At 65.9% G+C, this 15,272-nt stretch carries 4 protein-coding genes; all 4 read right to left on the bottom strand.

Going from position 1 to position 15,272, the window contains the following annotated elements:
- Positions 1-33: 33 nt before the first annotated feature.
- The 4 genes from ACW7G6_RS02550 to ACW7G6_RS02535 all read right to left on the bottom strand — a co-directional run bounded on the left by ACW7G6_RS02550 (position 34) and on the right by ACW7G6_RS02535 (position 15,238).
- Positions 34-456 (bottom strand): hypothetical protein, encoded by a 423-nt coding sequence (locus ACW7G6_RS02550; protein ID WP_456979322.1) that lies wholly within the window; start codon positions 454-456, stop codon positions 34-36.
- Positions 457-516: 60 nt separating this feature from the next.
- The gene (locus tag ACW7G6_RS02545; protein ID WP_456997498.1) at positions 517-657 is read right to left on the bottom strand and encodes a hypothetical protein; all 141 of its coding nucleotides are present in this window, start codon (positions 655-657) and stop codon (positions 517-519) included.
- A 275-nt stretch (positions 658-932) separates the two neighbouring features.
- Positions 933-1,670 (bottom strand): hypothetical protein, encoded by a 738-nt coding sequence (locus ACW7G6_RS02540; RefSeq protein WP_456979320.1) that lies wholly within the window; start codon positions 1,668-1,670, stop codon positions 933-935.
- Positions 1,670-15,238: a hemagglutinin repeat-containing protein gene (locus tag ACW7G6_RS02535; protein ID WP_456997497.1), complete on the bottom strand. Its 13,569-nt coding sequence runs from the start codon at positions 15,236-15,238 to the stop codon at positions 1,670-1,672. Before ACW7G6_RS02535 ends, ACW7G6_RS02540 begins: the two co-directional genes overlap by 1 nt.
- Positions 15,239-15,272: the final 34 nt, after the last annotated feature.

Here is a 15,272-nt window from a genome sequence, read left to right as displayed (position 1 = left end):
CCGGCAGATTCATCGCCCGTCCCTCTTCTGCCATCAGGGGATGTCGAATGCCGACGTGCACGTCTCTGCATATTGGGCATCTGGCTTTCCGGTGCAGTAGCGCATCGCAGCGGCGTTTGCCGCCCAAGTGGCCGTCACCGTGATGATGCCCATGACCAAGAAGCAACCAAGCGCAAAACTCGACAGCTCAAAAATCCACGCTCTCTTACGTCCAGAGAAGGCGGCTACAACTGAGTGTCCGTACCACGCCAGTATGAGGAGCGCCCATCCGACGCCGAGCACGAGCGAGGCGCTTCCGATGCGGTCCCATGTGCTGACAGAGGTCAGGAGCGACGGCGTGAGCTTGGCCGACACTCCGAACGACATCAGCACTGCGGCCAAAACCGTGTTCTGGCCCAACTCCAAGACAGCTCGAACGAATTTATTTGCAGCATCCATACCTTTCTCAATCTTCATCTCGTCAGCGATACCGATTCCGTTCTTTGACAGCCCGCCGTGGCAGGCGGTTATCCGCGATCAATCTGGCGGAAAACGGAACTCCGGCACGCGAAACACACGTCCGGCTTTTGCGGGATGATCCTGCCAGTCATAGGCCAGTTCGGGCTGATAGAACGCGTCCATGCCCAGGTGCTGCTTCACGCGCTCACGCGCATCCACCAGCTCCTCGAACTTCGGCGTCAGCTACAGATAAACCGTTTCCGGGCCAAGCTCTTCCACCGCATATGCAGGCGTGTTCAGTACGCGCTCTTTGCCGAACATTTGCACGTAAGCCGCCCCAAGATCGTCGTCCACAACATGTCAGGGAGCCAATGTTAGAACTTCATCTGAGTTCTCGATAACATAATAAAGCCAATCCTTAAATTCAGAATATTTGATCACATCACCGATTAGACAGACTGCTGCGAACCCAGTGACCTGACTCGCTTCCAAGATCAGGTCGCGGCCGGATAGTGGTAATCGAGGTTCATTCTACCCTCCGGGGTTAGGCCGAAACTCAATCCACTCGGCGCCGCGCCGCCTCCCCGAGCTAAATCGTCGTGCAGCACGTAAGCTGCATCGGCGGCCGCCACCATGGTCACCTGCGCCGGAACCTGGGGCGCTTTCTCGCGCTCACCACCATGCTCCCGCCAAAAGCGCATCAACACCTGACGCTCGGGCTTGTAATCCATATCTACCCCGCCGCGCTCCCAGGATGAATCACCTTGTGCTTCCATCACGCACATGGCGATCGCACGGTACGCCTCCTCTACCGTCATGTTTGACACGCTATCGCTCTCGGGGAAGTCCGCCAACGATTGGTTAATCTCCTCGCCGGTGATGACCTCGTCGATCTCCTCGTAATCCGAAGGCTTGGTGTAGTCGTACTCGATGTCGTACTTTCCATCGGGGTACAGCGTGAAGGTCAGGCCCCAGAGGCGACGCCCGGTAGTGGCGAGAAGATGGTCACGAAGGAAGCGCACAGCTGTCGTCGCGGCAGAACTGATATCCCGCGAGAAATCAGTCCCAAGCTTATCTACTTCGAGCCCATCGAATCGTGCCGATTCCGAACCAATCATGTTCGAATAGATACCGAACTTAGCCTCGGCACAATCCCACGGATTTTCCCCAACAAAAGCCAACAGCTTCCTTGAAATTAATCGATAGGCCTCTTCAGTGGACTGAATATCCATCACTGCCAGAACTCCCATTCCTTTTTTTGACCATCAACAATCGCTTCAACATAGAAGGCGTTAGGACGCTTCCCACCATTTGAAGGATAATCCAGATCAATCTTCACGTGAACGGATTTTCCATCCTTTAGTGCTTGCCGAAGCTCGCTCTCCATCCTCTTCCAATCACCTCGATTCAGCGTCGACGCTTGCGGCACGATGTTGATCCGGTCGCCTGCGCCACCCAGGCTTGACGCAATCAGGTGACCGCCTTCGTCGCCCACGTCTCCACACTTGCCTGTCGCACACTGCTGATAAGTATTGCGATCCATCGTCGTCAGGCTCAGTTCGCCGTCCAGGCTCTTCACCCGACCGGTTGTGTCCGTGACGTAAGCATGGCCATTGTCCAATACGTAGGCCGTTTTGGGCTCGAGCTGGCCATTGACCGTCTTGTCCCAATTGCCCTTGCTACCTGTAGTCGCTTGTCGGACCTGGTCAACATCAGCTCGCTTGGCCAACTCTTGGCCGCGATCGACGGCCTTGACCACACTATCCGCCTGCTTGCCCGCCTGCTCGGCAATCTCCCCGGCAATCTCCTTGCCGACCTTGCTCGCCGCACCCTTACCGGGATTCAGGTCGCCCAACAGGATCAGGGCCGACAGCTGGGCCGCGGTATCGATCTGGTGGCCGGTTTTACTCACATCGCCACCGTTGCCATACAGGACCGACAGCACCCCCAGCATCGCCTCGCTCGGCATTGCGCAGGCCGAGCCGAGGGCCTTGCAGCGCTCCAATTCGGCCTTGCTGTAGGCCACGGTACCTTCACCCGCCTCGGCCAGCCATGCCGTCGGATCGAAGCTGGCAACTTCATTGCCCAATTGAAGGAGCAAGGCCGCTACTTCGCCAGGGTGCTCGGCCAGCCACTGACTGGCTTCGACCCCACCACCCAGCTTCTCTTTCACATAGGCGAAAATCGCCGTATCGAGGTCGCGATACTGGATGCCCGGCACGATCGAGCGCGCTATCGACAACAGGCTTTCCCGGTTCTCGGGTTTCAGGTACAGCTCGCTGTACTTGGCGGCAGTGGCGCGATCCAACACATTCGCATCAAACGCCTTGACTTCATGGCCATATTCATCCGTGAACGTGAAGCTATGGTCGGCCAGGAAAGCCTGGGCGACATCGTCAGTCTCGCCGAGCTTCATGTCGTATAGCAGATCGACATCCTGCGCCGCTTGGCGTATCAATCGGTCAACCGCTTCCTCGTAGCTGCACCCGCACTCAGCCATGAATTTTTCGGCCAGTTCACTCTTGATATTGGCCGTTTCCTCCGGATGCAACTGCCGGTTGAACTGCTCGCCATACAGCGCTGTAGCCGCACCGCTGCCGCCGCCGAACGCCGTGCCCACCGCCAGGCTGCCCAGCTCCATCAGGCTCTTTCCCAGCCCGGAATCGGGGTCGATCTTGAGCTTGCCCAGGTACTCCTGCATGGCCCGCGTGACGAGTTGGCTGGCCGCCGCGCCGGTCAGGCCCTGCAAGGCATCGCCACCGCCCAGCGCGGCAATGCCGGCACCGACCAGGCCATGCAGGACCGCCTTCTCCTTGCTGCCTTCCTCCCAGCCCATTTCCTGCGCTAACCGGCCCGCGGTACGCATGCCCACTTCGCCGGCGACCTGGCCCATCTCCAGCTTTTCCTTGACCTGTTGCTCGTCGAAGATTTCGCCCAGGCCTGACTGCTGCAGCTCGGTCGCGCTGCGATCGATGCTGGCCAGCGCGGTCTCGTCGCCACTACGGATTTCGATCGCGCCTTCGCTGATCGCGCTGCTGGTCACGCTGCTGGCGTCCTCGTCCTGCCGCACACCCATTCCAGGGCTGAAGCCGCCGCTCATTGGCGCCGTCCCGCCCTGGTTGTCGCCCGAGGTGCTCACGCTCACCGACAGGGCGCTGTAGTCGGTCCGGTTGTGCAGGTCGCTGACGGCCAGGGTCTCCGTGCTCAGGCGGTTCTTGTCAGAGTCTGCGGTGCTCGCGATGGCCGCCCCCACCAGCTCGGTGTGCCCGCCCACCTCGATGTCGAACCCGCCGTTGCCAGCCTGGATGCCGGTCTGTTCGGTGACGCTGGCGTAGTCGCTTTCGATCCGGCCATAGCTGGCACTGGCCTGGCCCTCAAAACCGTAGCCGATCGTCATGCTGCCCTGCGCGCTGCGGTCCCGACGGTCGTAGCCGTCGGTGTCCTGCTCGCTGATCAGCCTCAGGTCGCCGCCGACCCGGCCGGTCACCTGTTCGGCGCTCAGCTGGCCGCCCTGTACCGTGGTGTCGTTGCCACTGGTGAAGGCTAGGGTGTCGCGGGCACGGATCTGGCCCTCCTGATGGACCACGCCTTCACCATCACCCTCGCCACGCGCAGCGTTGGCGGCCACATACAGACCCGCCGCCGCGCCACCACTCTGATTGGCACTGATCGCCACGCCGATCTCGCCGCCCTGGGAACGGTTGCTCGATTCGCTGCTGTAGGCATCCTGGCTGCTGCGGATCGTCAAGTCGTTCGCCGCAGCCAAGGCCACGTTCTGCCCGTCCACGCTGCTGCCGACAATATTCAAGTCGCCGCCATTGCCCTCACCATCGCCGGTCGCCACGATGGCGATATCGCCGCCGCTGCGGATCGTGCTGCCCCGGTGGGTGGTTTCCTGCAGGTGGCCTTGGGACTCGGACATCTGGCTGCCGACGGTGATGCGCACGTTCACACCGCCCGCAGCGCTGGACGTGCCGGATTCCATGCCCTGCATGCCCTGGTAGGTGTCGTAGCCCGCGTATCCGGACTGCACGGCGTACAGCGCCGCAAGCCGATCGTCCTCGACCTCGCTGCCGCGTTTTGCCGCGCCGTAGGCCCCGAGCGCGGCATCGACGACGCCACCGCCCACCGCTACGTTCAAACCCGACTGTTTGAAGTACGAGCCGTCGGTTCGGTCATACGCCTCTTCCGCGGCCGTGATCGTCACGTTCTCGCCGATCATCTGCGTGCCGGTCGCGCTGAGCACGTCACTGCCGCGCACGGTCAGGTCGCGGCCGGCGACAAGGCTGACATTGCCTTCGATGCTGCCCACCACGCTGCCTTCGGCGGTGGTCTGGGTCGCGTCCATCGTGTGGCCTTGATGACGGCTGCCGATCGTGATGCCGATGCCGCTGCCCATGCCACTCATCAGCCCGGACTTCTTCTCGTGTTTCTCGTGGGCTTCGCTGTATGTCGACTGGCCTGCGTCGAGTGTGAGATCCCGTCCGGCGGCGATCGCCACATCACCCGTGCCTACTACCTGGGCTGCGATGGCCGAAAAGTCCCGTCCGGCTGCCAAATCCACTGTCTCGCCACTGAGCGTGGTGCCCACGGCGTAGGTGGCCGTAGTCTCGTCGTGCGTGGTCGTGGTCTTGCTCGACAGGAACCCGCTCTTCTTGCGAACGGTGTCCTGTTCGAAGCGGTGGGTCTCCTCCGCGGCGGCCAGGGTCAGGTCACGACCGGCGGCGATCGCGATGCCGCCGGCGTCGCTGACTACCTGCGCGGCGGTCAGGGTGGCGTCGCGGCTGGCGGTCATGGCGATGTTGCCGCCCGCCTGCACGGTGGTGCCGTGCACGGTCTCGTCCAGCGTTTCGGTGCGCTGCTTGAAGCGCCGGCCGTTGATCTGCTCCAGGCTGGTGTTGGTGGTGGTGACGGTCGACAGCTCAAGGTCACGCCCGGCGGCGATGGCGACCGCCTCGCCGGCCTGCAGCTGCGCCGCTTGCAGGGTCACGTCCCGGTCGGCCTGCAGCACCAGGTTGCCGCCGGCTTGCAGGTCGGTGGCCTGCAGGGTTTCGCGGCCGTATACGGTGCGGCCATCGACAATGGTCCGCATCGTCGTGTCGGCCGCCACCGACAGGTCGCGGCCGGCCGTCAGTGCCAGGTCGTCCCCGGCGCTGACGGTGGTGGCCTGCAGGCGCAGGTCGCGCCCGGCATCCACCACGGCGCTGCCGCCGGCGACCAGGCTGCCGGTGGCGGTCTGCACGAAGTCCCGGCCCGCCTGCACCACCGCGTCGCCCTCACGGGACACCAGTGCGCCGCGGTTGCGTACGTCGCCGGTGGCGGAAATTGCCAGCCGCTGGCCGGCATCCAGCATGCCGTCGTTGATCAGGGTGTCGGCACTCAGCCACATGCCCTGGGTGGCGCTGACGGTGCCGTCGTTGCGCACCGTGGCACCCGAATGGATGCCGACATCGGCTGCGGCGATCAATGCGCCGTCGGCACGTAGCCGCTCGGCGGTGGCTCGGGAAAGATAGACTACGGGCACCAGTACCTTCTGCCCGTCGACCACCTGCTCCACCAGCCACACGATGTCGCGGTCCAGCGCGGCGATCTGCATCGCGGTCAGCGGCGCGCCCAGTGCCAGCCCCAGCTGCGATGCGGTGTCTGCCGCGTTGTCCATCAGCGTGCGGTACTGCGCCAGGCCATCGCTGCCATCAAGCGTGCGGCGACCGGTCAGCTGCAGGATCTGCTCCAGCACCATGCGCTGTTCGTAGTAGTTGTCACCCAGCCGTTTGTGCAGGTCGGTACCACCGCCGAGCAGGCCGGCCAGGTAGTCCGAACCGATGGTGTCGCCCGGCACGAAGCGTGGCGCGGTGGTCACCAGGAACGGCGCGTTCGGGTCGATGGCTTGATCGAACATGCCATTGTCGGGCGGCACCAGGCCAGGCAGCGGACGGTCGGGCGTGCCGACCAGCTGCGGCGCGGCGTTGAGCGGGTTGCCGGAACCGTTGACCCATTCACCGGCGGCGTCCAGCGTCTCCGCCGGCGCCTTGCTGCGGGTGCCTTCCGCCGCGGTGACCGAGCCGGTGGGCGATACCGTTCCGGCATTGACCCCGTGCACGTCGCCACGGCCGTCGACAAGGCCACGGTCGACCGCGCCGGGCGCCGATGTCGAGGTCACGCCGTCGGTCTGGGCGTCCGCGATGGAACCGCTGTTGGCGGACCCACCTGCCACCGGGCCGGCGGTACCGACGGAACCTGCGCTGGCCTGACCGGCGGAACCCAGCCCGCGGGTGCCGGGGCCCGCGACCGTCCCTGGCCCTATGCCGTCCAGGCCGTCGGATGCGTTCACCACGGCGTTGCTGACGTCGCCTCCACTGATGATCGTCAGGCTGTTGCCCGCCGTGATGGTGGCGCGGCCCTGCTCCGGGGTCACCATGCGCGTGACCTGACCGAAGTCGAGGGTGCCGGTCACATCCCGGGGCTCGTACTGGCAGTCCAGATCCTTGCGGCAGCGCTGGTACAGAAGGTAGTAATCGGCGGTCACGTCCCAGTTCTGCTCCCCGGACAGGGACTCGTTGAGCACGCCGGGGGCGTTCTCGCCGTCGCCACCGCTCTGGCCGCCGCCGTTGATCAGCAGGTCTTCCCCGGCCGCCACGGCCGAGTGGCGGTTGCGCAGGGTTGTCGTCTCCAGCGTCATGTCGCCGCCACTGGCCAGCATGGACGCGGCCGATGCGCGCGTCACGAACAGGCCCTCGGTCGGGGTGCCGATTTCGGTGTAATCGAGGATCCTGAACTCGGTGCAGTGGCTGTTGAAGTCCTCGGCGCAGTACTGCTCATGCAACTGCTGATACGAATCGCCATAGCTGTCGGCGCCCGTGCCCCGGCCGATCACCTGGGTCATCGCCTCCTGCTCGGCGGGCGTCAGGGCGCGCTGCTCGTAATCCAGCACACGGCGCACGTTGTCGATCCGGTCGGCGGCAATAAAGACGTCGCCCTCGGCCTGGATGCGCCCGGACACGTTCTCCAGAAGGTCCGTGCGGGTGCCGTCATCGCGTCCGGCGATGACCAGGTCGCCGCCACTGAACAGGTCGCCGTCGAGGTTGGACAGCCGCTGTCCGATCAACAGCTGCAGGTAGTCGGCCGCGCCGATGAAACCTTCGCCATAGTCGCGCGCCGCCATCGCGGTGCCGAGGTCACGGCCGTTGGTCAGCTGGTCGGCCTCGATAGCGACGACGTCACCGATGATGTCGCCGGTGTTGGTCACGCGGCCGGCCACGAGTTCGACCGTGTCACCCTCGATGCTCGCGCCGGTGTGGTTGTCGATGGTGCCGCTGGCGCTGATGCTGTTCAGGCCGGTGCCGCTGGCGTTGCTGGCGTTGATCGTGCCCTGGTTGACCACGTTGCCGGCGGTCAGGTTCAGGGTGCCCGCGCTCTCCAGCGTGCCCTGATTGGTGAAGGTGCCCGCGACGGTGAGGTCCAGCCGGTCGCCGCTTTCCAGTTGCTCGCCAGCGCCGTAGGTGTAGTCACCGCTGAACACCAGGTCCAGCCACTGCGCGCCGTACAGGCGTCCGCTGCCGGTGAACGAAGCGACCTGCGCGTGCAGGATGTCCGCGCCCGCCTCGCCCCCCTGGTTGTCCATGGTGTCGGCGGTCAGCCACAACGTGCCCGCCTGGATCCGCCCGCCGTTGGTGTTGCCGATGTCGGCCAGGTCCAGCCATGCCGTGTCGCCGGCGCCGAACTGGCCACCGGCATTGTCGAGCACGCCGCTGCTGTTCTCGTATCGCAGGTTGCGGGTGGCGTAGACAGTGCCGTCCGTGTTGTCCACCGCATTGGTGTTCAAGGCCATGTCACGGCCGGCCACCAACGCCCCGCCGTCCCGGTTGTTAACGGAGGTCACATCCAGTTGGAGATCGCCCCCGCGACTTCCGACCGTACCGCCGCGGTTGTCCAGGCTTCCGGTCGAGACCAGGGTCAGGCCCGCACCGGTGTTGCCTTGCTGACCCGCCAGCATCTGTCCGCCGATGTTGGTGATGCGCGAGGCCGCCACCGTGGCAGCCGCAGTCGCATCCAGCAGGCCGCCGCTGTTGTCGAACGCGCCACCGGCGGTGACGGACATGCCTGCATTGCTCTGGAGCAGGCCCCCGTTCCGGTTGAGGAGCTGTCCGTTGCTGGTGATGTCCAGTCCCTCGCGGGCGAAGACCGTGCCACCGGTGTTGTCCAGGGTGCCGGCGCGGAGGATTGCGCCGCCCTCGGTGCCGATCAGACCGTCGTTGGAGTTGGAGATCGCGCCGCTGACATCCACCAGCAAGTCGCCCGCGCCACGCTGGACCAGGGTACCGCCGGTGTTGTCGAATGTTGCGGCGGTGACCACGACCTCGCCTTCCCCGTCGATTGCGCCCGCAGCGTTCACCAGCTCGCCGGTGTCCACTGTCAACGATTCGCTGGCGCCGATGCGGCCGCGGGTATTGTCGATGGACGCCGCGTCCAGGGTGACGTTGTCACCGAACAGGCCGCGCTCCCCGGTCCCGTCGAGGGTGTCGCGGTTGATCAACGCACCCGCAGCAACGGTAAGGTCGCCACCGGCCACGAGGCGGCCACCGCTGTTGTCCAGTGCTTCCGTGAGGACCGCATCGATGGACTGCTGCGTCGCGATGGTGCCGTCGCGGTTGTCCAGCGTCCGTGCCTGCAACGCGATGTCGCCATTGCCCTGGATCGCGCCGCCGTTGTTGAGCAGTTGCCCATCGGTGGTGACCTGCAGCAGGGTGTCACTGGCCGCCTGCAACACGCCGTCGGTATTGATCAGTGCGCCGGCGTGGAGCGTGGTGGTACCGGTGGTGGTAATGGTGCCGGCCGTGTTGTCGAACGAACCGTGAACCCGGATGCCGGTCGTGTCGTCGCCGAGCGCCTGGATGGTGCCGTCGCGGTTAAGCGCCGAACCGGCCGCCAGTTGCAAACCACCGTTCGTCGCGATCGTACCGGCCGTGTTGTCGAAGGTGTCGCGCACGGTGAGCTCGAGCGCATCGTCGCCACTTGCGATCAGCGTGCCGCCCGCAGTGACCAGTGTGTTGGCATCAACGGCGATGCGACGCGCGATTGTCTCGCCCCCGCCCAGGTCCAGCGTGTCGCCGGACAGCTCGAGGAAGGCATTGCTGATGATGGTTCCGCCGGCGCCGTCCAGCGCCTGCACATCGATGAGCAACGCCCCGTCTCCGGCGTGCTCGATCCGGCCGACGCTGTTGTCGAGCGTGGCAGCCGCGATTTCCATGTCCCCGCCCGAAGCGAGCAGGCCGTCATTGCTGTTGTCCAGCAGGCCATCGACCGACACCTGCAGATCGGCGTCGCCCACGGTCTGCACGGTGCCATCGGTATTGTCGAGCGCGGCTGCGCTGACGGTGGCGTCGCCCGCGGTGGCCAGGGTACCGCCGTCGTTGTCGAAGCGCCCCGTCACCTGCACGCGGCTTGGCCCCGTGCCGGCGGACTGGATCACGCCGCTGCTGTTGCTGATGGCGCCTGCCAACAGATCCAGGGTGCCGTTGGTGGCCAGCATGCCGCGATCATTGTCCAGCCCGTCACGCAGCCGGAGCCGCATCGGGCCGTCGCCGCTGGCGACGAAACTGCCGTCTGCCGTCGTCAGCAGCCCGGTATCGACCCAGATCGATTCCGCGTGCGTGATGCCGCCACGCAAGTTGGTGTCGTCGCCAGTCAGCGACAGCGCGCCGTTGCTCGCGATGGTGCCGCCCGCGCCGTCGAGCGTGGTGGCTGCCACGACGAGCTCCCCGTCACCTGCGTGCTCGATACGGCCCGCGGTGTTGTCCAACACGTCTGCGGCGAGCGTCATGTCGCCACCGGCGACGATGCGGCCCTCGCTGCTGTTGTCGAGCAGGCCATCGACGCTGACGTCGAGCTGCGACGCATCTGCCGCCTGCAGCGTTCCGCCGATGTTGAGCAACTCGGATGCGACCACCGTGGTATCGCCGGCCGCAACGAGGGTGCCACCGGTGTTGTCGAAGCCGCCGTCGACGCGCACGGTCGAGGTACTGGTGCCCGCCGCCTGGACGATGCCATCGCGGTTGCTGAAGTCTCCGGCGGTGAGATCCAGCGAGCCGTTGGTGGCCACCGTGCCGCCGTCATTGTCGAAGCTGTCACGTGCACGCAGTCGCAGCGGGCCATCGCCACTGGCAACCAGCAAGCCGCCGGCCGTGGTCAGCGCGCCGGTATCGACGGTGATCGATTGCGCGCTGGTGCTACCGCCCTGCAGCCGGGTCGTGTCGCCGGTCAACGACAGCGCGCCGTTGCTGGCGATGGTGCCGTTCGCCCCATCAAGCGTGGCGGCGTCGATATCGAGTGATCCGGAGCCCGCATGCTCGATGCGCCCAGCGGTATTGTTGAGCGTGTCGGCCTGCAGCACGGTGTCGCCGCCAGACGCGAGCAGGCCATCCTCGCTGTTGTCGAGCAGCCCTTCCACGGTGATGGCCAACGTCGAGTCGTCGATGGTCTGGACCGAACCACCCGCGTTGACCAGTGTGCCTGCGTTGATGGTGGTGTTGCCGGCCGAGGCCAGGGTTCCGCCGGTGTTGTCGAATGCGCCGGCGACATGCAGACCCGTCGCCCCCGGACCAGCCGCCTGGATGGTGCCGCCACGGTTGCCCAGTGTCCCGGCCGCCAGCCGCAGCGCACCGTTGGTGGCGACCGTGCCGCCATCGTTGTCCAAAGTGTCACGCACCTGCAGCTGCATCACACTGTCGCTGCCGGCGACCAGGCTGCCGTCGGCGGTCACCAGCGTGCCGGTGTCTACGGCAATAGCCTGTGCCTGGGTGACAGCGCCGCGCAGCACGGTCGTTTCACCGCTGATGGCCAACGCGCCATTGCTCGCGATGAGGCCTTCTGCGCCATTGAGGGTGTGGGCGTGGATGGACAGTGCACCCTGGCCTGCGTGCTCGATGCTGCCAGCGGCGTTGTCCAGCGTGCCGGCGGACAACGTGGTGTCACCGCCCGCGGCGAGCAGGCCTTCGCTGTTGTCCAGGAGACCATCGATACTCAGCTTGAGGCTGGAATCCCCTGCGGCCTGTACCGTGCCATCGCTGTTGAGCAGTTCCCCGGCCACCAATGTGGTGTCGCCGGCAGCTGCCAGCGTGCCGCCGGTGTTGTCCAGCGAGCCGGTGACCTCGACGGCTACTGCCTTGTTCGCCCCGGCCGACTGGATCAGGCCTTCCCGGTTGAGGGCGCTGCCGGCGGACAGCACCAGGCCACCGTTGGTCGCGACCTGGCCGCCCGAATTATCGAAACTGCCGTCGACACGGATGTCCAGCGTTTCGTTGCCACTGGCGATGAGCGTGCCACCCGCCGTCGACAGGGAACCGGCGGCGATGCTGATCTTCTGTGCCACAGTCTCGGCATTGGACAGGTCGGCAGCGCCAGCCGTCAGGTCGAGGCTGCCGTTGCTGATGATGGTACCGGCGACGCCATTGATGGCTTCTGCAGCCAGGCGCAGCGTGCCCTCGCCCGCATGCTCGATGCGGCCGCTGGCGTTGTCGATGGTGCCGCCATCCAGGCGGATATCGCCGCCCGCGGCAATCAAGCCGGCATCACTGTTGTTCAACAAGTCCGCGACCTGGATGTCGAGATCGGACGAGTCGGCCGTCTGCACCGCGCCACCCGAGTTGAGCAGGCTGCGGGCGGAGATCGTGGCATCACCCGCGGTTGCCAGCAGGCCTCCGCGGTTGTCCAGCAGACCCGATGCCTGAACATGGGACGCCTCTGCCGCGGCCGACTGGATGGCGCCGTCCTGGTTGCCGATCACGCCGGCGCTTACATCCAGTGCCCCGTTGGTGGCGATCGTTCCACGATCGTTGTCGAGGGTTTCGCGCACCCGCAACTGCAGCGGACCGCTGCCACTGGCGATCAAAGTGCCATCTGCGGTGGACAGGCTGCCTGTATCCATCGCGATCGAGCGGGCATGGGTGGTCGCGCCCTGGAGATGGGTGGTTTCGCCCGTCAGGCGCAGCGCGCCATTGCCGGCGATGGCGCCACCTTCCCCGTCAAGCCGGTCGGCCGCGATGGCAAGCGTGCCTTCGCCCGCGTGCTCGATGCGGCCGTCGGTGTTGTCTAGGATGTCGGCAGTGAGGGTGATGTCCCCGCCGGCGTGGATGACGCCCTGCTGGCTGTTGTCCAGCAAGCCGGCAGTGCTGATCCGCAGGGTCGAGTCCCCTGCCACCTGCACGCTGCCTGCCGCGTTGAGGAGATTCGAAGCCTCGACGTCGGTGTGCCCGGCTGCCGCGAAGATACCCCCAGCGTTGTCGAAGGTGCCGCTGATACGGAGCCACGTGGTGTCCGCGCCCGCCGCCTGTATCTGGCCGTCCCGATTGCGCACCTCGCCGGCAACCATTTCCAGTCCGCCGTTGGTCGCGAGGGTACCGTCGCTGTTGTCCAGGACGCCCCGCACCTGCAACTGCAGCCGCTCCTCGCCAGTGGCCGCGAAGGTGCCTCCGGCGGTCGTCAGGTCGCCGGCTTGCACGGCGATCTGATCTGCAGTGGTCGCTCCGCCCCGCAGATCGATCTGCTCGCCGCTGAGCGCGAGGCGTCCGTTGCTCGCAATGGTGCCGCCAGCGCCGTCAAGTGTGTCCGCATCGATGCCCAGAGCGCCGGTACCGGCGTGCTGCACCGTGCCTCCTTCATTGCCGAAGGTCGCCGCCTGGATCTGAAGGTCGCCCGAGCTGGCGATCCGCCCGCCGTCACCGTTGTCGAACGACCCTTGGACTGAAACGCTGTTGGCTGCGGGGCCGGTCGCCACGACCTGCCCGCCCGCATTGTCGAACGCGCCTGCCTGAAGCGTCAGCTGGGCGGCACTGAGCGTGGCACCGCGATGATCGGCCTGGCCGAGCTCCACGTGCGCGGCCCCGGCCGTGACCACGACGCCGTCGCTACCTCTGAACGTGTCGGCAGTCAGCTGCAGTCCGCCCGAGCCGGCATGTTCGAGCCGGCCCGCTTCATTCACCACGATGCCGGCGCCTATCGACAGGTACCCGGCGTTGGAGGTGAGCGTGCCCACCGTGTTGTCGAGCGTGCCGGACACCCGCACGGCAGCGGCGTCCTGTCCACTGTGCGTCAGCGTGCCGGACCGGTTGCTGAGCGCGCCGACCTCGATATCCAGCAAGCCGGCGACCTCCACCAGGCCACCGTCGTTGTCGATCGAATCCAGGTGCAGTCGAGCGTCACGGGAGACGGTGATCTGTCCGCCTGCGTTACCCAGCTCACCCTGCTCCAGCAGCAAATCCCGCAGCCCAAGGTGGCCGCCGCTGTTGTCCAGACCGGTGGCCGTAAGCAGTTCAACTCCGCCGCCGGCGTTGATACGGCCGCCGTCATTGTCGAGGACGCCGCCGATGGCCAGCACGCCATCTGCCAGGAGCACGGGTGGCGTGACTCCCGGGGTCGGGGGCGTGACACCGCCACTATTGTCGTTTTTTCCGTCACCTTCATCGGCACCCGGACCATCACCTGTGCCGCCACCCGCATCTCCGCTGCCGGCGTTCGAGCCGGTCGAGGCCATTACACCGATGCGGCCGCCTTCGCGGTTGGTCACGTAATCGGCTTGCAGCGTCAACTGCTGCAACCCCGTCTGCTCGATCGCGCCGCCACGGTTGCGCAGCGATCCCGCGCTGACTTCGATGCGCTCCGCATTCAGCGTGCCGCTGTTGTCCACACTCTCCGGCGTGGTGACCGACAGCTCCCGGGTCGCGCTGAGGGTGCCCGTATTGCCGACGCCACCGCTGGCGTCCACGCGGGTGTCGGTCTTTGACTGCAGCTCGCCGGAGTTCTCCAGCCGGCCGTCGACCGTGACCGTCAACTCCCCGGCGGATGCGCCGATCCCACCGGCATTGCGCACGCCAAGGCCGTGCTCGGTGCCGAGCAGCGAGATCTTGCCGGCGTACATGCCGCCCAGCGCGCTCACGTCGAGGGCGAGAGCCGGGGGATTGCCACCAGCGGCCGAACGGGTCACCACTCCGGCATGGTCCGCGGTGACGTCGTTCACACCGGTCGTGACCTGCAGCTGGTGCGCCCAGATGCCCGCGTTGACCTCGACCGAGCGCGAGATCACGTCGGTGTAGTCGGTGTGCGTCGCGTCCAGGCCCGCGCCGGTCACGCGGATCGTCCCGCGCTCGACCCGATAGCCGGCCAGGTCGCCCTGCTCGATGATCGGCGAACCGGTGGTCAGCGTCACTCGGTTGGCATTGAGGAAGCCTCCTCCATCGACCTGTATGCCTGCCGGATTGGCAATCACCACCTGCGCTCGAGCCCCGGCGACTTCGACGTATCCGTTGAGGTAGCTGGGATTGGCACTGTTGACCTCGTTGAGGATCACCCTGGCGGTGCCGGTGGCAAGCCACGGGTTGCCCTCCACCCAACCGGCCAGTTGGGTCTGTGCCCGGGAGCGCGCGTTGTTGAGGATCACGCCTCGGGCATCCACGTCGAACTGGCTGTAGACATTGCGCGACACACCGGCCGCCGACGGCGTGGTGATATTGACCAGTGGCACCCCGTCCGGTGTTTCCAGCACGGTCGGTCGGTGCTGCCCCGGGGCGTTGGGATCGGACACGATGCGTCCGTGCCGCTGGCCCTGGACCTCCTGCGCGACCGTCGGCACAACCACACCGACCCAGCCGAGCGACAGCCACATGGCAAAACCGAGAGGGCGGAGCGTCGCGCTGACGCGCCCGCCTGCCGAGGATCCACCACTGCTCGCGCCGCGCGCGATCTCGCCCACCACCTGGAGTACGCCCAGGGCGCGATTGAATACGATCCGGTAAAGATTCTTGTTCATGCGGATAACTCCCTTTGTCCCATGTCGAAAGGCG

It is taken from the genome of Lysobacter sp. A421, from assembly GCF_054052145.1.
The sequence above is the reverse complement of the archived record's forward strand: the minus strand, read 5'-3'. Positions and strand labels throughout refer to the sequence as shown.

Bases quoted from the DNA above. Each gene is read 5' to 3' on its own strand.
- ACW7G6_RS02540 (WP_456979320.1), bottom strand. From the start codon at position 1,670: ATGGATATTCAGTCCACTGAAGAGGCCTATCGATTAATTTCAAGGAAG.
- ACW7G6_RS02535 (WP_456997497.1), bottom strand. From the start codon at position 15,238: ATGAACAAGAATCTTTACCGGATCGTATTCAATCGCGCCCTGGGCGTA.
- ACW7G6_RS02550 (WP_456979322.1), bottom strand. From the start codon at position 456: ATGAAGATTGAGAAAGGTATGGATGCTGCAAATAAATTCGTTCGAGCT.